A 22,975-nucleotide genomic window follows, 5' to 3' on the forward strand; every position below is an offset into this window, starting at 1 on the left:
TTGCGCGTTCACTTGGCCAGCCCCGCCCGCGCCGCAGTGGTGTCCTCGGCCATGTTGGCCTCGTAGGTGATGTTGGCCTTCGAGGCCCAGGCGATCTTCTGCCAGTAGAGCGGGATCACTGGCAGGTCGGCGAAGACCATTTTCGACGCGGCCTGGATGCCGGCGATCCGCTTGCTGTCGTCGAACTGCATCAGCGCCTCGGCCAGCGCCTTGTCGAAGGCGGGATTGGAATAGCGCGCCCGGTTGAAGCCGCCGGTACCGGCCTTCGAATCCGCGGTCATGAACAGGTTGCGCATGCCCGGCCCCGCGGTCGGCGTCGTCGTCCCCAGCGAGAAGATGAAGGCGGAGAAGCTTTGCCGGCTCGTGGCGCTGGCATAGACGTTATAGGGCTGCGTCATCACGCCGTTCACCTTGATGCCGCCGCGCGAGAACATCTGGCCGATCGCCTGCGCGATGTCCTTGTCGCCGGCGAAGCGGTCGTTCGAGGAATGGATGGTGATGCCGAAGCCGTCCTTGAGCCCGGCCTGCTGCAGCAGGGCCCTGGCGCCCGCGAGGTCATTGGCGACCGGCTTGAGCGCCGGGTCGAAGCCCGCGACGCCATCGGGCACGAGCTGGCCGGCCGGCACGCCCGCCCCGTTGAGCAGCCGCTCGACGATCGCCGGCACGTTGATCAGCTTGGCCAGCGCCTGACGCACGCGCAGGTCCCGCAGCGGATTGGGCTTCAGCGGCTTGCCATCCTTGTCGGTGACGAAGGGGCTCTCCTCACGCGCGGTGTCGAGGGCGAGATAGATCAGGCGGGCCGAGGGGATCGCATGCACCTTGAGCCCCGCCGTCTTCTCCAGCACCGGCAGGTCGGCCGGCGGCACGCCGTCGATCAGGTCGACCGCGCCCGAGCGCAGCGCCGCGACGCGGGCCGCATCATTGGCGATGAAACGGATCGTCACGGTCTCGAAAGCGGGCTTCGGTCCCCAATAGCTCTCGTTGCGGGTCAGGATGACGCGGTCGCCCGGCACCCATTCCTTGAACTTGTAGGGGCCGGAGCCGACGAGCCCGTCGCCCTTGTTGTAGTCCTGCAGGCTCTTGCCCTCGGCGGAGGCGCGCTCGAGGATGTAAACGAAGCCGACCCGCTCCATCAGGTCCGGTGTCGGCACCTCGGTCTTCACCTCCAGCGTCGTCGCGTCGATCGCCTTGGCCGAGACCATGCCCGATACGTTGTTGGAGAACGGCGCCGGGCTGTTGGGCACGTTGCGGGCGCGCTCCAGCGAGAAGGCGACATCGTCGGCGGTGACCGGCTTGCCGCTCTGGAAGCGGGCATCCTTGCGCAGGTTGATCCGCCATGTCGTCGGGTCGACAGCGCTCCAGCTCTCGGCCAGGCTCGGCTGCATGCGCAAATGCGCATCGGTCTCGACCAGCCGGTCGAAGATCTGCATGGCGATGTTCTGGTTCGGCCCGGTGCGGGAGAACAGCGGGTCCATCGCCGAGGGCTCGCTCGCTGTGCCGATGACGAGGTCGGCGGCGTTGGCGAGCCCCGCGCCGCCGAGCCATACGACGCTGGCGAGCAAGGGCAGGAGCGCGGTGAGGCGGGGCTTGGCGGTCGTGCGAAGCTTGGAGGTCATGCGATGTCTCCTCTTCAGGCGCTGCCGCCGGCCGAGACTGGCGCGGAAGCGGCGGCATTGAGATGGCAGGCACTGAGATGCCCGTCGGCGATCGGTTCGAGAGCGGGCCGCGCCTGGGCGCAGGGCGTGAAGATGCGCGGGCAGCGCGGATGGAAGGCGCAGCCGGAGGGCGGATTGAGCGGCGAGGGAATTTCGCCGCGGATCGGGGTGAAGGCGCGCCGGCGCTCCTTCACCGAGGGCAATTCTCGCAGCAGCGCCGCTGTATAGGGGTGGTTCGGCGCGGCGAAGAACGCATCGGCCGGCGCGGTCTCGACCACGCGGCCGAGATACATGATCGCGACCCGGTCGCTGATATGCTTCACCACGCTGAGATCGTGGCTGATGAAGAGATAGGTCAGGCCGAGTTCCTCGCGCAGATCCATGAACAGGTTGATGACCTGGGCCTGGATCGAGACGTCGAGAGCCGAGACCGACTCGTCGCAGACGATCATCCGTGGCTTGACCGCGAGCGCCCGGGCGATGCCGATGCGCTGGCGCTGGCCGCCGGAGAACTGGTGCGGGTAGCGCTTGCGATAGGACGGGTCGAGCCCGACCTTCTCGAGCAATTCCGCCACATAGTCGTCGACCTCACCGGCCCGGACGAGGCCATGCACCCGCGGCGCCTCGCCGACGAGATCGACGACGCGCTTGCGCGGATTGAGCGAGGACATCGGGTCCTGGAAAATCACCTGCACGGCAAGGCGCATCTCCAGCGCCTCGCTGCGCGAGAGCGACGCGACGTCCTTGCCCTGCCAGAGCAGGGTGCCCTCGGTCAGTGGCAGCAGCCCGGCCAGCAGGCGGCCGAGCGTGGATTTGCCGCAACCGGATTCGCCGACGAGGCCGAGCACCTCGCCTTGCCGGATGGCGATGTCGACGCCCTCGACAGCATGGACGGTTTCTTCGGAAATGTTAGCGCCGAGGACACGGGCGAGTTTCTCCGCCGCGTCGAGACCGCGCGAAAAGCGCCGGACGAGGCCCCGTCCTTCGATGAGCGCTACGGTCATGCGGCGACTCCGGGCAAGAGCGGGTGGTGGCAGCGGAAGCTGTGACTATCGCCCTGGAGGACAGGTTCCTGCTGGCAGATTTCGCTCGCGGCGAAGCAGCGCGTCCGGAAGGCGCATCCGGCGGGGCGTGCCAGTGGCGAAGGCGAGAGGCCGGGAATCGGATGCAGCCGCTCGCCGCGCGCCGCATTGGCCGGCAGCGCCTCCATCAGGCCGCGCGTATAGGGATGAGCCGGCCGGTCGAGCACCGCGTCGGTGTCGCCGGTCTCGACAATGCGGCCGGCATACATCACCGCGATCCGGTCGGCGAGGCTGGCGACGACGCCGAGATCATGGCTGATCCAGATCAGCGCCATGCCGAACTCGCTCGCCAGCCGGCGCACCTCGAACAGGATCTGGCCCTGGATAGTGACGTCGAGCGCGGTCGTCGGCTCGTCGGCGATGATCAGGTCGGGCTTGTGCAGCAGCGCGATCGCGATGGCGACGCGCTGGCGCATGCCACCGGAGAACTGGTGCGGATAGGCCTTGAGACGCTCCTCCGGCGAGGGAATGCCGACGAGGCCGAGCGCATCGCGCGAGCGCACCCGCGCCTCCTCCCGCGAGACCGCGTCATGGGCGAGCACGGCCTCGACCATCTGCGTCTCGATCGAGAGCACCGGGTTGAGCGTCATCATCGGGTCCTGGAAGATCATCGCGATCTTCTTGCCGCGCAGGCGCCTGAGCCGCTCGGTCGGGAGCCCGACGAGGTCCTCGCCCTGGAACAGGATGCGCCCGCCCGCGACCCGTCCGGGCGGCTCGATCAGCCCCAGGATCGAGAAGCCGGTGATCGACTTGCCCGAGCCGGATTCGCCGACGAGGCCGAGGATTTCGCCACGGTCGACGGTGAAGGAGACGCCGTCCACGGCGCGGACCAGGCCGGCCGAACTGGCGAACTGGGTTTCGAGATTCTCGACGACGAGCACCGGGGCCATGGCTCAGCGCTCCGCAAGACGGGGATTCAGCACCTCGCGCAACCGATCGCCGACGATGTTGATGCTGAAGACGAGGGTGAGCAGCAGCAGGCCGGGATAGACGCTGATCCAGTACTGGCCGGAGAGCAGGACCTGATAGCCGTTGGCGATCAGCAGGCCGAGCGACGGCTGGGTGATCGGCAGGCCGATGCCGAGGAAGGAGAGCGTCGCCTCGGCCGAGATCGCGTTCGCGACCTGGAGCGTGCCGATGACGATGAGCGGCGAGAGGCAGTTCGGCAGAAGATGGCCGAAGAGCATGCGCGGCCGCGACAGGCCGAGCATCCTGGCCGCTTCGATATAGTCCTTGCCCTTTTCGACCAGGGCCGCGGCACGAACGGCACGAGCGAACATCGCCCATTGCACCAGCACCAGCGCGAAGATCACCTTGCCGACGCCCTGTCCGAGGATGGCGAGCAGCATCAGCGCGACGAGCAGGGTCGGGAAGCCCAGCATCAGGTCGACCAGCCGCATGATCACGCTGTCGACGCGGCCGCCGAAATAGGCAGCCGAAAGGCCTAGCACCGTACCGACGACGAGCGCGACGAGACCGGCGAGGACGCCGACGAAGAGCGAGGTCCTGAGGCCGTAGATCATGGCAGAGAGCATGTCGCGGCCCTGCACGTCGGTGCCGAACCAGTAGACCGTGCCGCTCATGCTCTCTGAGCCCGGCGGCAGCTTCGAGTCCATGATGTCGAGCGTCGAGAGGTCGTAAGGGTCCTGCGGCGCCAGCGCCGGGCCGAACAATGCGGTCAGGATCAGCAGGATGCAGACGAAGGCGGCGATCGTCGCCTTCGGGCTCTTCAGGACGCCGGCAAGCGAACGCGCCAGCAGGCTGTCGGAATCGGAGCGGAGCGCGGCGAACAGGGCGGGTTTCGCGAGAGCCATCAGTTGCGCCCCAGCCGGATGCGCGGATCGAGGATCGAGTAGAGCACGTCGACCGCGAAGTTCAGCACGATGAACAGGCTGACGACGACGAGGAGGTAGGCGACCACCACCGGCCGGTCGAGCCGCATGATCGAGTCGATCAGCAGCTTGCCTATGCCGGGCCAGGCGAAGATCGTCTCGGTGACGACGCCGAAGGCGATCAGCGAACCGATCTCCATGCCGATCACGGTGACCAACGGGATCATGATCGTCTTCAGCACATGCACGAGTACGACCCGGCGCTCGGTCAGCCCCTTGGCGCGGGCGAACTTGACGAAATCGAGCGGCATGGTCTCGCGCACGCCGGTCCGCGTCAGCCGGATCACCAGCGAGAGCTTGAACAAGGCGAGGTTGGTCGCCGGCAGGATCAGGTGGCGGATGCCCTCCCAGGAGGCGAAGCTGGTCTCGATGCCGAAGATCTGCCCGGTCGGCCCGCGCCCGCTGGAGGGCAGCCAGCCCAGCCAGACCGAGAAGATCATCACCAGCATCATGCCCTGCCAGAAATTCGGCAGGCTGAAGCCGAGGATGGAGCCGGTCATGATCGTCTCGTCGGTGACGGAGCGCGGTTTCAGGCCGGCGATCAGCCCGAGCGGGATGCCGATGACCAGCGAAATCAGGATCGCGACCAGTGCAAGCTCCAGCGTCGCCGGCAGGCGCTCGAAGATCAGCGAGATCGAGGGCTGGTTGAAGACGAAGGAGCGGCCGAGATCGCCGTGCAGCGCATTGCCGAGGAAGGCGAGGAACTGGACCGGCAGCGGTTTGTCGAGGCCGAGCGAGGCTTCGACCTGAGCCCGTTCGGCCGGGGTGGCGTCGGGCGCGATCAGCATCTCCGCGGGATCGCCGATGGCATAGACCCCGACGAAGACGATGACGGCGGTCGCCGCCAGCACCAGCAGGCTCTGCATCAATCGTCGAATGACGAAGACGGTCATCGAAGGCTCCCGGCGCACGGCAGGGCGGCGTGATCGCCGTTCACCTGTCGCGCCGACCATGGGCGGCGGCGCAAGCCTCCGCAACCTTATGCGCAAAGCGCATCGGGCTATGTGCTGGCCTGCGCCTCGAGCCGCGCCTTCAGGATGTCGATGAAGGCTTCCGCCGAGCGCGACATCGGCGCGCCCTTCAGCGTCACGATGCCATAGGCGCCATGGATACAGGGGCTGAACGGGCGCTGCGCGATTGGCAGGTGCCGGTAGAGGCCGGCGATCAGCTCGGGCACCACGGCGACGCCGAGCCCGCGGGCGACGAGTCCGCAGGTGGCCTCGACAGAATGAACCTCGATGCGCACGATCGGGAACACGCCCGCCCGCCGCAATTGCCGCTCGAAGGCGAGGCGCGCCGGCCGCTGGCGGCCCAGCATGATCAGATGATGTCCCGACAGGTCGCGGGGGGTGAGGTTCGGCCTCTCCGCCAGCGGATGGCCGGCCGGCATGATGCAGACCGACTCGGAGTGCACGATCTCGCGGGCATCGAAACCCTTGTTGCGCGGCGGCAGGCTGACGAAGCCGATATCGGCGACCCGCGCCAGGACCATCTGCTCGATCGCATCGTAATGCCCCCCGATCAGCTCGACGGAGGCGTCATGGCGCTGCGCCAGATAGGTCTCGATCACCTCCGGCATCAGCGTCGCGATGAAGGAATGCGGCACCGCCACCTTGAGGAAGCGCTGGCCGATGGTTCCCGCGCGTAGATCCTCGGTGTAGCGCTTCAGCCGGGCGACGAGTGAGGTCAGCTCGCCGACCTCGTCCATCAGGGCGAAAGCCTCCGGCCGCGGCAGCAGGCGCCCTTTGCTGCGTTCGAAGAGCTCGAAGCCGAGCTCCTCCTCGAGCTGTGTGAGCTGACGGCTGACCGCCGATTGCGAGAGACCGAGCGCGTTGGCGGCGGCGATGGTCGATCCGCCCGCCATCACGGAACGGAAGATCTCGATCTGCCGGATCTTCATCGGCCGAGATTCACGCGGTGAGGTTGCAGCATGAGGTCATGCAAGATCGTCGTCATCGGAGCGCTGTGTCGGGGCCCTCAGAAACCAGACAACCATGGACCGTGTCAAAGGCAGCGCCGATGCGATCCGCTCGATCGGTTGATCCTGCCCCCTGAATTGGTGCAGGGCCAAAAATCTTGAGGCTGGCCGAGCAAGAAGCCCGACATCTATGCCTTCGCCGACTTGATCGGTTCCAGCCTCGCTAGCGGTTGATCCACACGCCCCAGGCGCGCGTCTTGCCGAAGCTGGTGATCTCCGTGCCGGCAATGCGGTCGGTCGAGGCTTCCACGAGCGGGGTGTTGTAGAGGCTGATGATCGGCACCTGCTCGATCATGCGCTGGTGCATTTCGTCGAAGATCGCCTGGCGCCGGGCGGGATCGAGCTCGGTGGCCGAGGCCAGCAGCAGCTCGATCGCCCGCTTGTCCTCCCACTGGCTGTCGGCATCGACATCCTTGGAGCCGACGAAGGTCTTGTAGTTCAGCGAGGGCTCGAACCGGGCGGTGAACCGGAAGGACTGGAGCTGGAAGTTGCCCTTGCTGTAGCGGTCGAGCTGGGTCGCCCATTCCAGCATCTCGAGCTCGGCGTTGAAGCCGACCTGCTTGAGCATTGCCTGCAGGATGATGGCGCTGTCGTAGAGATGGACGAGCTTCTGCGAGGTCTGCAGCTTGACCGGGCGCCCGTCATAGCCGGCCTCCTTCAGCAGCTTGCGGGCGAGCGCCGGATCATAGGCGTAACCCTGATCATGGGCCGGCGTATGGGATCCGCTGGTGCTCGGGATGGCCGAGGGGTTGGGCTGGCCGAGGCCGTCCGTCCGGTTCGCGACCAGGGTCTTGAGGTCGATCGCATGGGCGATGGCCTTGCGGATCCGTGGATCGGAGAGAAGCGGATCGCGGGTCTGGATCAGCAGGACGTTCCAGCTGAGCCCCTGCGTCGTCGCGACCTTGACGCCTTTCGCCCCGCGCAACTCGACGATGTCGCCGACATCCGTGACGATCCAGTCGATCTGCCCGGCGCGCAGGCCAGTGCGCCGCGTCGCATCGTCCGGCACCACCATCCAGCGGACCTGATCGACATAGGCGTTCCGGGCGCCCGCATAGCCGCTCATCGGCTCGCTGCGCGGCTTGTATCCGGAGAACTTGCCGAGCAGGATGAAGCTGTTCTTGCGCCATTCGGTGAAGGCGAACGGGCCCGTCCCGATCGGCTTTATCCATTCGCCGCTGGCATTGACGGAATCCCGATGCAAGACCCCAGTCATGCACTGGATGTTGGCGACGTAATGCAGGAACAGAGCCGAGGGCGCCGCGAGACGGAAGACCACGGTCTTCGGATCGGGCGTCTCGATCGCCTCGATCTTCATGTCCTGCGTGCCGTCGTACCAGCCGCGGCATTGCCAGCGCGTCGCCGGGTCGAGCATGCGGTCCCAGCTCCATTTGACGTCGGCCGAGGTCATCGGGGCGCCATTGTGGAAGGTGATGCCGTCCCGCAGCTTGAAGATGTAGCTGCGCCCGTCCGGTGAGGTGCTGTAGGATTCCGCCAGCATCGGCGCGATGCTGAGGTCCTCGCGATAGGCGACGAGCGCCTCGACGACGTGATGCAGGATCGTGTCGGCATCGCCGCTGCGGCGCACGCCGGGTTCGCTGCTGGTGATGTCGCCCGATATGGCGATCCGCAGTTCGCCCCCGGCTTTCGGTTCCTGCGCAGCGGCTGGCGCAAGGCAAGCGAATGCGGCGACGGCCGCGAGCCATCCAAGCTTCATGGTACTGCTCCTCCCAACGAAGCGGGCCCGGTTTTCCGGTGTCACCGCGGAAATCGTCGATCGCGGCCGCGGCTATTCCCGCTTGCGGCTGCGCAGCACGTCGGTGAAGAACGCTTTCACCGGCGGATGAACGAGATGTCCGACATGCTCGACGCCGGGCACGACATCGAAGCGCACGGGGATGTCGAGCGCTTGGAACGCCGCCTCGAGCGAGCGCAGGCGATCGACGCGGGTGACGCCCGTTTCGTTGATCCCCTCCATCCAGTTGGAGGATGTCGGCGCCACGGTCACGTCCCAGGTCTCGATGTCGTCCCCGCCGACCACCATCTGCATGGCGACCTTGCGCATCGCGGCGAAGTCGGGCTCGCGCCCGAAGATCGCCTTCATGTCGCCGGTGCCGGTCCACCAGGGCTTGTCCGGCGTCGGCAATGTCACCACGCCGGGCGCGCCGATCGACACGCCGGCGAGCCGCTCCGGATAGAGGTAGAAGAAGCGGTGCACGAACTGCCCGCCGCCGGAGAAGCCATGCATCAGCAGCTTGTCGGTATCGAGCCGGTAGATGCCGGCGACTTCCTCGATCATCGATAGCAGGATCCGGTCGTAGCGGATGCCGCGATAGAGAATGCGCTTGTAGTTGTGCGTGTCGCCCGGCTCCTCGATGCCGCAGGGGAAGAGCGGTGCCAGCAGCGCGCACTGGTTGGCCTCCGCGAAGTCGACGAACTGATCGCGCAGGCCGGTCGCATCGCGCAGGCTGCCATGGACGAGGACCGCGAGCGGGTAGCGCCTGGTGCCGGTCTCCTCATAGCTCTCGGGCAGGTAGCAGCAATAGGAGAAGCGCTGATCGGCCTGGCAGGCGGCAAGCGCCGTGCGGCCCAGCAGGTAGTAGGAGATGGTCTTGCCGTGCCCCTTGCGCATTGGCGATCCTCGTTCAGGTCCCGTCAGGCCTGGCTGACGGTCTTGGTGTGATGGGCTTCCCGCCCCCCGGCGCCGCCCTCTCGGCTGCTCTCGACGGCGCCGCATGCAGCGCGACGTCCGGATAGGGGGGCACAGTATCCCGACCTCCCGCGAGGTTTCCCGCGTGTCAGGCGATTGCGTTGAGGGATTTGCGAATGCTGCCGAACAGCCGGTCGATCTCGTCCGGCTCGATGGTCAGCGGCGGCGACAGCACGATGAGATCGGCGCCGGCCCGGACGAGGACGCCGTCCTGGTAGCTGGCCTCTGCGCATTCGGCGCTGCGCTGTCCGGCCCCGCCCGGGCGTGGCGCGAACTCGATCGCGGCGACCAGGCCGATATTGCGGACGTCGATCACGTGTGGCGCGCCCTTCAGCGCGTGCGCCGCCTGTTCCCAATGGCTTGCGATGGTCCGGGCGCGCTCGAAGAGGCCTTCTTCCTCGTAGACCTGCAGCGTCGCCAAACCCGCGGCGCAAGCCAGCGGATGGCCCGAATAGGTGTAGCCGTGGAACAGCTCGATCGCCGACTCCGGGCCGGTCATGAAAGCATCGTAGATGTGCTTGCCGACGACCGTGGCCCCCATTGGCACCGCGCCATTGGTCAACCCCTTCGCGCAGGTGATCATGTCCGGAATCACGCCGAAGGCCTCGGCGGCGCAGGAGGCGCCGAGGCGTCCGAAGCCGGAGATCACCTCGTCGAAGATGAGCAGGATGCCGTGCTTGTCGCAGATCTCGCGCAGGCGCTTCAGATAGCCCTTGGGCGGTGGCAGCACGCCGGTGGAGCCGGCGACCGGCTCCACGATCACGGCTGCGATGGTCGAGGCGTCGTGGATCTGGACCAGGCGCTCCAGATCGTCCGCCAGTTCGATGCCGTGATCCGGCTCGCCGCGGGAGAAGGCGTTGCGCGCGAGGTCCAGCGTGTGCGGCAGATGGGCGGTGCCCGGCAGGAGCGGGCCGAAGTCGCGACGGTGGCGGCTGATGCCCGCGACCGAAAGCCCGCCGAAGCCCATGCCGTGATAGCCGCGGGCGCGTCCGATCAGGCGATAACGGCCGCCTTCGCCGCGCTGACGATGATAGGCCAGCGCAATCTTCAGGGCGGTATCGACGGCTTCCGAGCCGGAGTTCGAGAAGAAGACGTGGTCGAGCCCGGCCGGCAGCATGCCGACCATGCGGCTCGCCAGGGTGAAGGCGTCCGGATGCGCCATCTGGAAGCAGGAAACATAGTCGAGGCCATCGACCTGCGCCTTGATCGCCTCGCGGATGCGCGGATGGCCGTGCCCGGCATTGACGCACCACAGCCCGGCCATCCCGTCGAGAATCCGGCGCCCGTCCGAGGACAGGTAGTAGTTGCCTTCCGCTCCGACAAAGAGCCGTGGCGTGCTCTTGAAGCGGCGGTTTGCCGTGAAGGGCATCCAGTGGGCGTCGAGGTCGTTGGGGCGGGCGGCAGTGACGGGCACGGTTGGTCTCGCTGCTCGGGAAGTGGCGAAATGATTTATTTGCATAAAAAGTACAATGTCAAGCGAGCGCAGTAAGACCTGAGCAAAAGCTGCCCAGGTAGCGGTGCAGCGATCTCAGTTGGCGGAGTTCGGCTCTGCGTGCGACGGCCTGGTCAGGTGCTGGCGCATGAGGACCACGGCCCAATTGACGTCGCCCTGCTCGAGGGCGTCGAGGATGGCCAGATGCTCGCGGCAGGATCTGAGCAGCGCGTCAGGGCTCAAATCGCCGTAATCTGCGTACTCTGTCAGGCGTCTCAGAGCATTCTGGGCCTCCATGGCCTGGAGTAGGAAGCGGTTCCCGGAACAGGCCGCGAGCATGGCATGGAAGCCGGCGTTGATCTCGAAGAAGCGTTCGACGGAAGGCGATCTATGAAGATCTGCGATGAACGCCTCGTGCGCCGCCCGGCTGCGCTGGAACTGGTGCTTGTCGATGCGGAACCCGGGTTCCTGAAGTCCCATGCACTCGATGATCATGCGGAAGCGATAGCTCTCCTCGCGGGCCTGCGCCGATGCGAGCGACGGCACGAAGCTCCAGCCATGGCCTCTCCGGCGCTTGATCAGCCCGTCTTCGGCGAGTTGCAGCAGTACTTTCCGGAGGCTGCTCCGGCCGATCCCGTAAATTTCCTGCAGATCCGTCTCGATCAGCTGCTCGGGCAATCGGCCGGCCTCCCGATCGCGCAGGATCGCCCGGATAACGTCGTCCTCCCGGGCTGCGGGCAGCGAACGCCCTGCCGCCTCCAGGTCGACGCCGTCACGCAACAGAAAGAAGCCTTGGTTTGTGCGGTTCTCGGCCATTCCCTGATCGACCAGAACGCGTAGCGCGGCACGGACGGGTGTTCGCGACACATCGAACAGGCGCGCAATTTCCATTTCGCGCAGGTGAAAGCCCGCGGGCCACCGCTGCTCTGCGGCCAACGCGGCGATGCGCCTTGCCAACGAGAGATGAAGACGGCTGGGTCGGCCTCCCGCCTCTCCCGAATGGGTCGCTTCCGTCATAACGCCGTCTCACCTCTGTCGAACACGAGGCGCGTTCTAATGTCATCAAAAAAACATTGCATCTATCATCCCGCAATCATCGCGGAATCGCCAGTGTCCAGATTGCTGATCGAGGTGTTCGGCAGGAAGTCCGCTAATTCGAAACAAGGCTCGGCGGCTGCCGAGGCACACGCCGCCATCCATCCGTTAGCCAAGAAGCGGGCGTTGCAAGAGACAGGAATTGGCTGCTGGCGGAGAGGCGGACCTTCCGGAAGCGGGCTGTCCCTGGCGCCGGGTGAGAACGGCTAGTCGTTGACGATCGCCCGTAGGAAGCGCCGGGTGCGCTCCTGGGTCGGATTGGCGAAGAAGGCACGGGCCGGCGCCTCTTCGACGATTTCGCCGGCATCGAGCAGCATCGCTCGGCTGGCGACGCTCTTGGCGAAGCCGATCTCATGCGTGACCACGACCATGGTCATGCCGTGGTCGTGATGGACCTGGCGGATCACCTGCAGCACTTCCTCGCGCATCTCGGGATCAAGCGCCGAAGTTGGCTCGTCGAACAGCATCACTGTCGGCTTCATCGCCAGGGCGCGCGCAATCGCGACACGCTGGCGCTGGCCACCCGAGAGTTGGAATGGATAGGAATCGGCCTTGTCGGCCATCCCCACGCGCGCGAGCAACCTGCGCCCCTCATCCCTGGCCTCGCGCGTCGAATGGCCGAGGATCTTCATCGGTGCGATCGCGATGTTCTGTAGCGCCGTCATATGCGGGAACAGGTTGAAGTTCTGGAAGACAAAACCGGTCGAGAGCCGGATCGACTGCAATTCCCCCGGTGTGGCGGTCCCGACATTGCGACCGCCGACCGTGATGGCGCCAGAATTGATCGTCTCCAGACCGTTGATGCAGCGCAGCAGCGTGCTCTTGCCGCAGCCGCTCGGCCCGCACAGCACCAGCACCTCGCCCTCCGCAACATCGAGCGAAATTCCGTTCAGAACCTTCACCGCACCATAGGATTTGTGAACATCCTGGATGCGGATGAAATCCGGCGCCGCCGGCATGGCGGGGACCACTTTCAGATCGGTTGCCATTTCTGCAGCCTTTCGATCATCCGCATGAGGACGGTGTAGCCCCAGATCAGCGCCACATAGAGCAGTGCCGCGCCGGTATAGAATTCGAGCGGGCGGAAGAACTGGACCGTCAACTCCTGCGCACGGAACATCACCTCGGGCACCGCGATCAGGACCGTCACCGTCACGTTCTTGATCACGGTGATGTGGACATTGGTCAGCGAGGGCAGGGTGGCGAAGAAGGCCTGCGGCAGGGTGATGTAGCGCATCACCTTCCAGCGCGAGAAGCCGAGCGACTGTGCCGCCTGTGCCTGCGTCTGGGGGATCGCCTCGAGCCCGCCCCTGAAGGCCTCGCAGGCGAGGGCCGCGCCGTTGAGCGAAAGCGCGATGATCGAACTCGCCGTCGGCGAGAACGAGGCGCCGGTCAGGATCGGCAGCACGTAGTGGATCCAGATCAGCAGCACCACCACGGGCAGCGTGCGGAACAGGTCGACGAAGACGATGGAGACGCCGCGCACCAGCCTGCGGCGCGACATGCTCATCGCGGCCAGGGCGACGCCGATGAGCGTCGAAAACAGGATGGCTGGAAAGCTCGTCCACCACGCATGCCACAGCCCCCAGGCGAGGTATGGCCCGTAATCTGTGAGAACGCCGAATTGAAAGGTGTAGTTCATGTCCTGACCCGGCCGGAAATGCTGGCGGATGGGGCCGTGCCGGCGAGCGCGACACGGCCCGGATTGGCGGGCGGTCAGCGCGGCCCGGTGGCGAGCTCGGGCGGCAGCTTCCACTTGTCGGCGAGGCTGCGGTACCAGCCGCGCAGCTGCATCGCCCGGACATAGGTGTTGAGGAACACGACCAGATCGAGATCGCCGTAGCGCACAGCGTGGTTCATGCTCGTCCACTCGGTCTTGTCGGGGGCGAACCGGACATTGCGCAGCTCGGTCGGCCGTTCCTCGGCGCGCAGTGCGTTCGAGACGGAATCGCCGATATAGGCGGTCGAGCGCCCCTGCATCACCTCCAGCACTGCCGCGGCGGTGTCGGAGAGCGGCGTCACCTTGGCGTTCTTGAAGCTGCGCTGGGCGAATTGCTGGGCGGCGGTGCCGGTGACGACCGAGACGACATTGCCGGCTTTGTCGAGATCCTCGAAATTCTGCACCGGGCTGTCGGCGCGCACCATCGCGGTCGAGGACAGGTAGCCGATCGGGTCGGTGAAGGCGACGGCGGTGGCGCGCTCGGGCGTGGCGCCGAGACCGCTCATAACCACGTCCCATTGCCCGGCCTGGAGTCCGGCGACCAGCCCGCTCCAGGTCGTGTTGACGAACTGGACCTTGATCCCGGTCATCTGCTCGAAATTGCGGATGTCGTCGGCGATGAAGCCCTCGTACTCCCCGGTCTTCGGATTGAGCAGGACGAAGCGGTTCCAGGGCGCGACGCCCACGACCATCTTCTTCTCCTTGATGATCCGATCCAGCGTCGGTCCGGCCTTGGCGGCCGTCGCCGAGAGCGCTGCGGCTGCCGCGAGAGCGGCCGCCATGGTCATGGCTGCGATCCGTTTCAACATGCTGTTTCCCCTCCTTGTTCGGGGCTGTCTCTCCGGCAGCCCTTCGATTCCTTGCGCACGCGGCTTCAGTGAACGGCGTCGGCGGCGAGGATGCTCTCGAAGCCGACGATCGGCGCCGTTGCGTCGGGGTCGATCAGGACATCGAGCACGTAAGGCCCCTTCGCCGCCTGGCCGCGTGCAAGGCCGGCGGCGATGCCGGCTGGGTCGGCGATGCGCTCGCCTTCGCATTTCAGCGCGCGGCCAAGATCGGCGAAGTCGATGTCGAGGAAGTCGCATTCGAGATAGCGGCCCATCACCTTCTGTTCCCAGTGGCGCTGGAAGCCGAGCGTGCCGTTGTTGAAGACGACGACCAGGACCTCGATGCCGTAGCGGGCAGCAGTCTCCAGTTCGTTGAAGACGTAGCCGAAGGCGCCGTCGCCGGTGACGCAGACGATCTTGAGCGAGGGATCGGCCATCTTGGCGCCGATCGCCGCCGGCAGGCTCCAGCCGATGCCGCCGGTGCCGCGCGGCGAAAGGATGAAGCGGCCGGCCTTCGGTACGTCGATATGGCTCATCGCCCAGCCGGTGACGTAGCTCGCATCCGTGACGATCAGGGTCTTCTCGTCCGTCCGCGCCGAGATCTCGGCGAGCAGCCGTTCCGGCCGGATCGGGGTCTGGTCGGATTCGGCGACGGGCGAGAATTCTTCACGCCAGTCGCAGGTCAGGGCGTAGAGGCGCTCGCGGCTCGCCGCATCGGTGCGCGCGAGCCCGTGATCGGCGCAATGGGCCAGCAGGTCGCGCAGCGTGTCGCGGACGTCGCCGACCATGGCGACATCGGTCGCGAAATTGCGGCCGATCTCGGCCGGATCGATGTCGAGATGGATCAGCTTGCTGCCCGGCTTCGGCAGCGACCAGTCGCTGTAGCAGATCTGCCCGGTGCGTGAGCCGAGAACGAAGACCACATCCGCCTCGGCGAACAGCGTGTTCGAGATGCGGCCGCGGCCATAGCGCCCGCCCGTGGTCGAGCCGAGGGGCCCCGCCGCGAGCGGATGAGAATCTGGGATGGCGCCGCGTCCGGTCATCGTCGTCGCGACCGGCATGTCGAACAGCTCCGCCAGGATGCGGATTTCCTCTTCGGCGCCCGAGATGATCGAGCCGCCGCCGGCGATCAGCAGCGGCCGCTGCGCCGCTGCCAGCAGCTGTGCGGCGCCGGCGATCGCCTCCCGGCTCGCCCGGACGCGATTGGCGGGAAATCGGGCATAGGCCGGATCCGCCCAGGTTTCGGCCTCGGCTTCCGCCGCCATCACATCGCCCGGGCAGAGCAGAACGACCGGCCCGGGACGCCCTGTCGTCGCGATCCGGAACGCCTTGCGCACCGCATCGCCAGCCTGCTCGGGCATGTCGATGCGGATGACTTCCTTGACGTAGGGGCCAAGCGCCGCCGCGTGATCGAGCGCGCTGCTGGCATGCTTGTTCTTCAGCCGCAGCGCATGGTCCTGCACCAGCGCGATCACCGGGACGGAAGAACGCTGCGCCTCCAGCAGGCCGGTGATCAGATTGGTCGCGCCGGGCCCGAAGGTTGCGGCGCAGACGCCGGGGCGGCCGGTCACCTGAGCGTAGCCATGCGCCATGATCGCCGCATGCTTCTCGTCGCGGACGGTGACGATGCGGGTATAGGACCGGTCGACCGCGTGGAAGACGTGGATCGGGTCCTCCATGCCGAACAGGCACCTCACCTCATAGCTCTTCAGGGTCGCATAGAGCAGCGCGCCGCCCGTCCCTCGCATCGTCTTCTCCCTTGACGTCTTGAGTGTGTTGCGTATTGTGCAACATGTTGTTTATTCATCGTGGCGCTGCTTGCGCGCCGCGTCAAGCCGCAATGCGAGGCGGGATGAAATCGATCGAGAAGGCCGTCAGCGCATTGCAGCTCATGGTTGAAACCGGCGGCGAGCTGCGGGTCGGCGACGTCAGCCGTCACCTCAAGGTGAACCGCAGCACGGCGTCGCGCCTGCTGGCCTCTCTGGCGGGCGGAGGATTGATCGAGCAGGACCCGCTAACCCAGCGCTACGGCGCAGGAATTCTCGCCGTACAGCTCGCCGCCGGTTTCCACCGCAAGTTCGACATCGTCGAGCAGGCGCAACGGGAAATGGAGGCCCTGGCGCGGGAGACACAGCACACGGTCTGGTTGGGGGTGCTCTCCGGCGCCGAGGTCGTGGTGCTCAAGACCGTGCGCGGTTCGCAGCCGATCCAGTTTGCCGTCGAGCCGGGGCACAGGCTGCCGGCGCATGCCGCGGCGATGGGCAAGGCGCTGCTTTCACTCAAGCCGGATCCGGAGATTCGCAGCCTGTTCGAAGGCCCGCTGCAGGCCACGACGAAGCAAACGCTGCACTCGATCGACGCGTTGCTGCAGGAGCTGTCGCTGACGCGCCTGCGCGGCTACGCCATTTCCGATCAGGAGCTCTTCGACGGCGTCAAGGCGATCTCGATCGCCCTCACCGAGCGGCACAAGGGTACTTCGATCGCGGTCAGCGTGTCCTATCCGCTGTTTGCCCTGGCGGACGGCAATGATCAGCCGATCATCGATGCGCTGCTCGCCTTTGGCCGCCATTTCGGCGCCCGCATTGGAGACGCCAGATGGACACGCTGATCGGCTCGCGGTGACGGACCTCCGACGGCGGTTTCTCGCCGTGCCTCAGGTCAGAAGTCTCTGAGCCAGAAAGCGGTCTGGCGCGAATTCAACCTGGGCAACAAGCCTGCACCTGATTGGTCGCCGGCTTAGTGATCGAACGCGATTCCGAGATAGGTGCGGTCGTCGGTCCAACTGTCGTGTGTCGAGCCCTTCACGCTGGCATAGGGGCCGATCTTGTCGGGGTCGATCCGCTCGACCTCCGCGAAACTGGCCTCCCACGCCGCCACGCCGAAAGCCTCCGGTTCGGCGAAATAGCCGTCGCTGAAAAGCTCGAGCCTCGAAATCCCGTTCGCAGGATAATCCGCCGTGAACACATGCCGCTCGGCGAGAGGGAACCCGTCGAGCACGCCATAGCCCAGATCGCTGCTGGGATGATTGGCGAAGGCGCGCTGGCCGCTGATGCCGCTGTCGACCAGGCGCTCGATCTCGGCCCGCGAGATCGTCGGCATTTCCTCGTCGCAGAGATTCAGCACATGGGCTCTCACCGTGGCGCAAGCCTCCGCACCCAGCCCGGCGGGCGGCTCGCGCAATCCGTTCCAGACGGCATTGTCCGAGATCCTGCGCTGGGACAGCGGATCGGCGCGCATCTTGCCGAGATGAGCCCAACACTCGCGCCGGATCAACGCGGTCACGCGGTCGAGCGGCTTTGCCTCGACATGGTGAATGGTGCCCAGGGTTTTCCCGCGCAATCGGATGCCGGAATCGCCGATCGACACCAATTGAATCACCGGGCCGTCATGATAGCCGAGCGCCAGCGTGCAGCCGATCCGGGCGGTGGCATCGGTTGACGCCCGTTCCTGCAGGCCATGAGCGACATAGCCCGCACGCAAAGCGTCCCCCAGAACCTGGAGGAGCCTGCGCACGCGATCCTGCCCGCCGCAGGCGCTCAGATCCTCTGTCAGGAGAAAACGGGTGACTTCCGTCGCCACCAGACCAGCGGCGTAGCGCCCGGCCCGCATGGGGCCGAAGCGGCGTCCGCTGCGATCGGTCACGCCATCGATCACGGCATAGCCGCGGCCCGGCAGAATGACGACGCAGTCCTCGTTCTCCTCGGGATGGGCGAAGCGCTTGCCAAGGCTGAAGCATTCGATCTGCATCGTGGTCGTCTAATCGAGCGGTCGGCGTTTGTCCTGCAGCTCCTTCACTGGCCGGTCACCTGCCGCCACCTCTCGATCATCGCCTTGGCGCCGCCGAGCTCCTCGACGGATTTGAGCTTGACCAGGGTCAACTCGGACAGTGGCTTCACATCGCCGGGAGCGGCGACATCCTTGCGCACCGAGCGGCGGCCGGCCTCCTTGACCAGAGCCTCCTGCGTCTTCTTCGAGAGCGCCCAGTCGATGAAGCGCTTGCCCGTTTCCGGGTTCGGTGCGCCTTTCAGCAACGCCACGCCATCGGGCGAGGTCGTGGTTCCATCCTCGATATAGGCGATCTTCACGGGCGCGCCGCCGGCGACATATTCGAGCGCGTTGTCCTCGAGCGTCAGGCCGAGCGGCGCCTCGCCATCGGCGACGAAGCGCGGGACCGCGCCGGAGCTGTCCGAGAATACGAAGTTCTTGGCGAGCTTGCCGTAATTCTCCCAGCCCTTGTCGCCGCCGGCGGTCAGCACCGTCGTCATCTGCTGGAAGGCTGAGCCGGAATTGTCGACGCGGGCCGAGGCGACCTTGCCCTTCCATTTCGGGTCGGAGAGCGCAGCCCAGGTCTTCGGGATGTCGGCGTCCTTGACCATGCGGCTATTGACCATCAGCACGTAGATGACGGTCGTGTAGGGCGTCCAGGCAGAGTTGCTGACGAAACGCTCGTCGATGGCGCCCTGGTCCTTGGGGGCATAGGGCACCAGCAGGTCGGCGTTCTCGCCGAGCACCGAGCCGGTCGCGCTCCAGATCACATCGGCCTTCGGCGCGGCGGCCTCGGCACGAGCCCGGCGGACGACGTCGTTGGAGCCGAGCTGGACCACTTCCGCCTTGATCCCGGTCTCCGCCTCGAAAAGCGGGATCATCTTCTGGACGATCGAGGATTTGTGGGCGGTGTAGAGGACGACCTTGTTGTCGGCCGCAACGGCCGCGCCCGCGGCGCCCAGCAGCCCCGCCGTCAGCAGGAGACGCCCCACCCAGTTTTTGCCCGACGTCATGATGCTTCCCGATCCTCCCCCAAGGCGTCGATCTACGCCGACGATGAACAGCCATCTTGCCGTCCAATCGCGGCCATGCGCAACTAGGGAGGGGCGGGGATTCTTTGCCGGCATGGCGTATCTGAATGTGGAAGGCGCAATCAAGCGCTACGGGGCTACGACGGCACTGAACGGCGTGTCCTTCAGCGTCGCGAAGGGCGAGTTCTTCACGCTGCTCGGCCCATCCGGCTGCGGGAAGACGACCCTGCTGCGATCGATCGCAGGCTTCTCGCAACTGTCGGAGGGCAGGGTAGCGCTCGATGGCGCCGACCTGCTCGCGGTGCCGCCGCACAAGCGCGACATCGGCATGGTCTTCCAGGACTATGCGATCTTCCCGCATCTGACGGTCGCCGAGAATGTCGCCTTCGGCCTCAAGGCGCGCAAGGTCGCCACCTCTGTTATCCGCGACCGCGTCGCGGAGGCGCTGGCGACCGTTCGGCTGTCGGCGCTCTCCGAGCGGTTGCCGGCGGCTCTCTCGGGCGGCCAGCAGCAGCGCATCGGCATCGCCAGGGCGATGGTGGTGAAGCCGCGCCTGCTTCTCATGGACGAGCCGCTCTCCAATCTCGACGCCAAGCTCAGGCTCGACCTGCGCGACGAGATCCGCGACATCCAGCGGACGATCGGCATCGCCGCGATCTACGTCACCCATGATCAGGAGGAGGCGCTCGCCATTTCCGACCGGATCTGCGTGATGGACGGCGGCTCGATCGAGCAGATCGGCACGCCGCAGCAGATCTACGGCCAGCCGGCGACGCGTTTCGTCGCTTCCTTCGTCGGGACGATGAACCTGCTGTCGCCGGAGGCTTTCGGCCTGCCGGCTGTGCCGGGCGTGGCACAATGGGCCCTGCGGCCGGAACGCCTACGCCTTGCCGAGGCGGGAGCGACAGAGCACGGGGCCTCCGGCTTTTCCGGCCTGGTCGAGCATTTCACCTATCTCGGCCGCGAGGCCCATCTCACGGTCAAGGCGCAGGGGCATCGGCTCGTCGCGCAGATCGCTGCGCCCCCGCCTGACCTCGCCATCGAGGCGGGCCGGGAGATCCGGCTCAGCTTCGACCGGGCCGATCTGCACGCCTTCGATGCTGCAGGGCGCCGTGTCCGGACAGGGCTCGCGGCATGAGCGCGGTCGCCTCTCCGGCCCGTTACAGCGGCTGGCGCCCGGACTTCTGGACGCTCGTCGCAATGGCGGCCTGGGCGATCCTGATCGTGCTGCTGCTGATCCCGCTCGGCCTCGTCCTGGTCTCCAGCTTTCGCGACGAGAGCGGCCAGCTTACCCTCGCCAACTGGCAGAGGCTGTTCACCAGCGCGCGCTACTTCAACGCCCTCGTCAACACGCTGATCGTCGGCTTCGGCGGCCTGGCGGGCGCGCTCCTGCTCGGCTCGATCATGGCCTTCTGCATGGCCCGCATCCAGATCGCGGGCGGCCGCTTCGTCTCGATGATGGCGATCCTGGCGCTGGTCTCGCCACCCTTCATCGGCGCGTATTCCTGGATCGTGCTGTTCGGCTCGGGCGGCATCGTCAGGCAGACCCTGATGGGCTGGGGCATCTTCATGCCGCCGATCTACGGCGTCTGGGGCATCCTCATCGTCTTCGCCTTCAAGTTCTATCCCTACGTCTACCTGCTGACGTCGGGCGCGCTCGCCAACATCAACCGCTCGCTGGAGGAGGCGGCGGAGAATCTCGGGCTGACGCCGTTTCAGCGGGTGGTGAAGGTCTCGTTTCCGCTGGTCCTGCCGGCGCTTTCGGCCGGCGGGCTGCTGGCGCTGATCCATGCCATCGCCGATTTCGGCACGCCGCGCCTGCTCGGGCGCGGCTTCAACGTGCTGGCGACCGAAGCCTATACGTCCTATTCCGCCGAGATCGGCTCCAATCTCGGCATGGCGACCACGCTCAGCCTGGTGCTGATCCTGATGTCGATGGTTTTCGTCTTCATCCAGCGCTACATGTCGCGGCGCAACGTCTACCACAGCAACCTGATCAACCGGCCCGAGAAGATCCGGCTGCGGGGTTTCGCCAATGTCGCGGCCCATGCCGCGGTCTACTTCATCGCGTTCGGCGGTGCGATGCCGGCGATCATCGCGGCGATCTACTCGATCAGGAAGACGAACGGGCCGGTGTTCCAGCCCGGCTTCGGTCTCCAAAGCTACAGCCGCATCATCGCCACGCTCGGCGATGTCGTGCGCAACTCGCTCCTGTTCTCGGGCGCGTCCGTCCTGCTGATCGTGGTCGTCGGCACCTTGATCGGCTGCCTGGTCGCTCGGCGCAACACAACCCAGAGTTCGCTGCTCGATGCGACCCTGATGGTGCCCTATGTCATGCCGGGAATCGTTGTCGGCGTCGCCTTCATCGCGGCCTTCAACACGCCGCCGCTGGTGATGACCGGCACGGCGGCGATCATCATCCTCTCCATCTTCATCCGCCGCTTGCCCTATGCGGTACGTTCCTCGGCGGCGGCGCTGAGGCAGGTTGGACCCAGCATGGAGGAAGCGGCGATCTCGCTCGGATACAGCCCGGCCCAGGCCTTCCTGCGTGTCACCATTCCATTGATTTTGCCAGGCATCGTCGCCGGCGCGATGCTGTCCTTCGTGACGGCGGTCAACGAGCTCTCCTCGTCACTTGTGCTCTATGTCGGCGGTACCATCACCATGCCGGTCAAGATCTACATTGCGATCAATGACGGCGACTACGGCACGGCGGCGTCGCTATCGACGATCCTGCTCGTGCTCAGCGGCAGTGCCATATACCTGGCCTTCCGCCTCTTGGGGCGCGACGAACGCGCCTTGCTGTAGGCGCAACGCATGGTACCGGCGTGCGGTGCGTGACGTCGCCTCGGTCGTATCGGGGTCCGTTACTCGCTGACCAGCGTGCGCGCCTTCAACAGGGCGAGCAGGCCCTCGTCGCGGCGCGCCTCGAGCTCGGCGATCGAGCGGCCGCCCGCTTCTTCGGCTACGCCCGCAACGATCTTCGTCTGGACATCCATGTCGAGCGACGGACTGCCGAGCGACTGCCAGCGCCGCACCTGGCTCGGTCCGAGATGGGCAAGATAGCCGGCGATGCCGCCTTCGCCGCCGCCGAGGTGATAGGTCATGTGCGGTCCCATCAAAGCCCAGCGCAGGCCCGGCCCGTTGCACAGCGCGGCATCGATGTCGGCGACGCTGGCAACGCCCTGCTCGACCAGATGCACGGCCTCGCGATATAGCGCCGAAGCCAGCCGGTTGGCGATATGGCCGGGCATCTCCCGATTGAGCACGACCGGGCGCCGCCCGAGCGTGCGATAGAACGCCGCCGCACGCGTGACCACCTCAGGATCGGCCCCGACGATCTCGACCAGGGGCACGAGATGTGGCGGGTTGAACGGATGCGCCACGACAACGCGCTCCGGCCGGGCACAATCAGCGACGATGGCGCTGCGGACCAGCGCTGAGGTCGAGCTGGCGATGATCGCCCCGGGCGGGAGCAACTCGTCGATCTCAGCGAGAAGCTTGCGCTTTACGGCTTCGTTCTCCGGTCCGTTCTCCTGGACGAAGTCAGCGCCTTCCAGCGGCGTCGCAAGATCGGCGGAGAAGCTGACAGTCCCGGCGCCGGTCAATCCGAGTTCTGCCAATTGCGCCCGCGCCCGCTCGATATAGCGTCGGAAGCCCACCTCGGCCTCGGGATTTGGATCGTAGGCGGAGACGCCGATCCCATGGGCGCTGGCGAGGGCCGCCCAACTGGCCCCGATCATGCCGGCGCCGACGACGGCGAGGCTCTTGACTGTATCGCTCATGAA

The 22,975-nt window shown here is 66.3% G+C and carries 20 protein-coding genes; 3 read left to right on the top strand and 17 right to left on the bottom strand.

Going from position 1 to position 22,975, the window contains the following annotated elements; genetic code table 11:
- Positions 1–8 precede the first annotated feature (8 nt).
- The 14 genes from B5Y19_RS21495 to B5Y19_RS21560 form a co-directional block, all read right to left on the bottom strand.
- Positions 9–1,616 (bottom strand): ABC transporter substrate-binding protein, encoded by a 1,608-nt coding sequence (locus B5Y19_RS21495; RefSeq protein WP_055728579.1) that lies wholly within the window; start codon positions 1,614–1,616, stop codon positions 9–11.
- 14 nt (positions 1,617–1,630) lie between these two features.
- Complete coding sequence (locus B5Y19_RS21500) at positions 1,631–2,659, bottom strand: ABC transporter ATP-binding protein (protein ID WP_079592073.1); 1,029 nt, start codon at positions 2,657–2,659, stop codon at positions 1,631–1,633.
- On the bottom strand, positions 2,656–3,627 hold the full coding sequence (locus B5Y19_RS21505; RefSeq protein ID WP_055728577.1) for an ABC transporter ATP-binding protein: 972 nt from the start codon (positions 3,625–3,627) through the stop codon (positions 2,656–2,658). The genes B5Y19_RS21500 and B5Y19_RS21505 overlap by 4 nt, the downstream gene beginning before the upstream one ends.
- Before the next feature lie 3 nt (positions 3,628–3,630).
- Entirely contained in the window at positions 3,631–4,551 is a 921-nt protein-coding gene (locus B5Y19_RS21510) for an ABC transporter permease (protein ID WP_055728576.1), read from the bottom strand.
- Positions 4,551–5,522, bottom strand: coding sequence for an ABC transporter permease (locus B5Y19_RS21515; RefSeq protein ID WP_055728575.1), 972 nt, complete (start codon positions 5,520–5,522; stop codon positions 4,551–4,553). The genes B5Y19_RS21510 and B5Y19_RS21515 overlap by 1 nt, the downstream gene beginning before the upstream one ends.
- Before the next feature lie 107 nt (positions 5,523–5,629).
- The gene (locus tag B5Y19_RS21520) at positions 5,630–6,529 is read right to left on the bottom strand and encodes a LysR substrate-binding domain-containing protein (RefSeq protein ID WP_055728574.1); all 900 of its coding nucleotides are present in this window, start codon (positions 6,527–6,529) and stop codon (positions 5,630–5,632) included.
- 241 nt (positions 6,530–6,770) lie between these two features.
- Positions 6,771–8,324 carry an ABC transporter substrate-binding protein gene (locus B5Y19_RS21525; protein ID WP_055728573.1) on the bottom strand — a complete coding sequence of 518 codons (1,554 nt, stop codon included), beginning with the start codon at positions 8,322–8,324 and terminating at the stop codon, positions 6,771–6,773.
- Between the two features lie 72 nt (positions 8,325–8,396).
- Complete coding sequence (locus B5Y19_RS21530; RefSeq protein WP_055728572.1) at positions 8,397–9,239, bottom strand: alpha/beta hydrolase family protein; 843 nt, start codon at positions 9,237–9,239, stop codon at positions 8,397–8,399.
- 166 nt (positions 9,240–9,405) lie between these two features.
- Positions 9,406–10,776, bottom strand: a complete 1,371-nt coding sequence (aptA, locus tag B5Y19_RS21535; protein WP_176168688.1) for an omega-aminotransferase AptA — start codon at positions 10,774–10,776, stop codon at positions 9,406–9,408.
- A gap of 69 nt (positions 10,777–10,845) precedes the next feature.
- Positions 10,846–11,766, bottom strand: coding sequence for a GntR family transcriptional regulator (locus B5Y19_RS21540; protein WP_079592074.1), 921 nt, complete (start codon positions 11,764–11,766; stop codon positions 10,846–10,848).
- A 284-nt stretch (positions 11,767–12,050) separates the two neighbouring features.
- The gene (locus B5Y19_RS21545) at positions 12,051–12,833 is read right to left on the bottom strand and encodes an amino acid ABC transporter ATP-binding protein (RefSeq protein WP_079592075.1); all 783 of its coding nucleotides are present in this window, start codon (positions 12,831–12,833) and stop codon (positions 12,051–12,053) included.
- Positions 12,818–13,486, bottom strand: coding sequence for an amino acid ABC transporter permease (locus B5Y19_RS21550; protein WP_055728570.1), 669 nt, complete (start codon positions 13,484–13,486; stop codon positions 12,818–12,820). The genes B5Y19_RS21545 and B5Y19_RS21550 overlap by 16 nt, the downstream gene beginning before the upstream one ends.
- A 74-nt stretch (positions 13,487–13,560) precedes the next feature.
- A complete protein-coding gene (locus B5Y19_RS21555; RefSeq protein WP_055728569.1) occupies positions 13,561–14,373 on the bottom strand; it encodes a transporter substrate-binding domain-containing protein in 813 nt (270 codons plus the stop codon).
- A gap of 65 nt (positions 14,374–14,438) precedes the next feature.
- The gene (locus B5Y19_RS21560; RefSeq protein ID WP_055728568.1) at positions 14,439–16,139 is read right to left on the bottom strand and encodes a thiamine pyrophosphate-binding protein; all 1,701 of its coding nucleotides are present in this window, start codon (positions 16,137–16,139) and stop codon (positions 14,439–14,441) included.
- Positions 16,140–16,243: 104 nt separating this feature from the next.
- Here B5Y19_RS21560 and B5Y19_RS21565 point away from each other — a divergent pair, with 104 nt between their 5' ends.
- Positions 16,244–16,999 (top strand): IclR family transcriptional regulator, encoded by a 756-nt coding sequence (locus B5Y19_RS21565; protein WP_055728567.1) that lies wholly within the window; start codon positions 16,244–16,246, stop codon positions 16,997–16,999.
- Positions 17,000–17,127: 128 nt separating this feature from the next.
- Here B5Y19_RS21565 and B5Y19_RS21570 read toward each other — a convergent pair whose 3' ends face one another.
- Both B5Y19_RS21570 and B5Y19_RS21575 read right to left on the bottom strand, forming a co-directional pair.
- On the bottom strand, positions 17,128–18,138 hold the full coding sequence (locus tag B5Y19_RS21570) for a hypothetical protein (RefSeq protein WP_055728566.1): 1,011 nt from the start codon (positions 18,136–18,138) through the stop codon (positions 17,128–17,130).
- A 44-nt stretch (positions 18,139–18,182) separates the two neighbouring features.
- Complete coding sequence (locus B5Y19_RS21575; protein ID WP_055728565.1) at positions 18,183–19,169, bottom strand: extracellular solute-binding protein; 987 nt, start codon at positions 19,167–19,169, stop codon at positions 18,183–18,185.
- A gap of 112 nt (positions 19,170–19,281) precedes the next feature.
- Between B5Y19_RS21575 and B5Y19_RS21580 the strand changes: the two genes are divergently transcribed.
- Both B5Y19_RS21580 and B5Y19_RS21585 read left to right on the top strand, forming a co-directional pair.
- Complete coding sequence (locus B5Y19_RS21580) at positions 19,282–20,325, top strand: ABC transporter ATP-binding protein (RefSeq protein WP_055728564.1); 1,044 nt, start codon at positions 19,282–19,284, stop codon at positions 20,323–20,325.
- Positions 20,322–21,995 carry an ABC transporter permease gene (locus B5Y19_RS21585; RefSeq protein ID WP_055728563.1) on the top strand — a complete coding sequence of 558 codons (1,674 nt, stop codon included), beginning with the start codon at positions 20,322–20,324 and terminating at the stop codon, positions 21,993–21,995. The genes B5Y19_RS21580 and B5Y19_RS21585 overlap by 4 nt, the downstream gene beginning before the upstream one ends.
- 59 nt (positions 21,996–22,054) lie before the next feature.
- Here B5Y19_RS21585 and B5Y19_RS21590 read toward each other — a convergent pair whose 3' ends face one another.
- Positions 22,055–22,972 carry a 3-hydroxyacyl-CoA dehydrogenase NAD-binding domain-containing protein gene (locus B5Y19_RS21590; RefSeq protein WP_055728562.1) on the bottom strand — a complete coding sequence of 306 codons (918 nt, stop codon included), beginning with the start codon at positions 22,970–22,972 and terminating at the stop codon, positions 22,055–22,057.
- Between the last annotated feature and the right edge of the window lie 3 nt (positions 22,973–22,975).

The organism is Allobosea thiooxidans (assembly GCF_900168195.1).
Taxonomy (GTDB): domain Bacteria; phylum Pseudomonadota; class Alphaproteobacteria; order Rhizobiales; family Beijerinckiaceae; genus Allobosea; species Allobosea thiooxidans.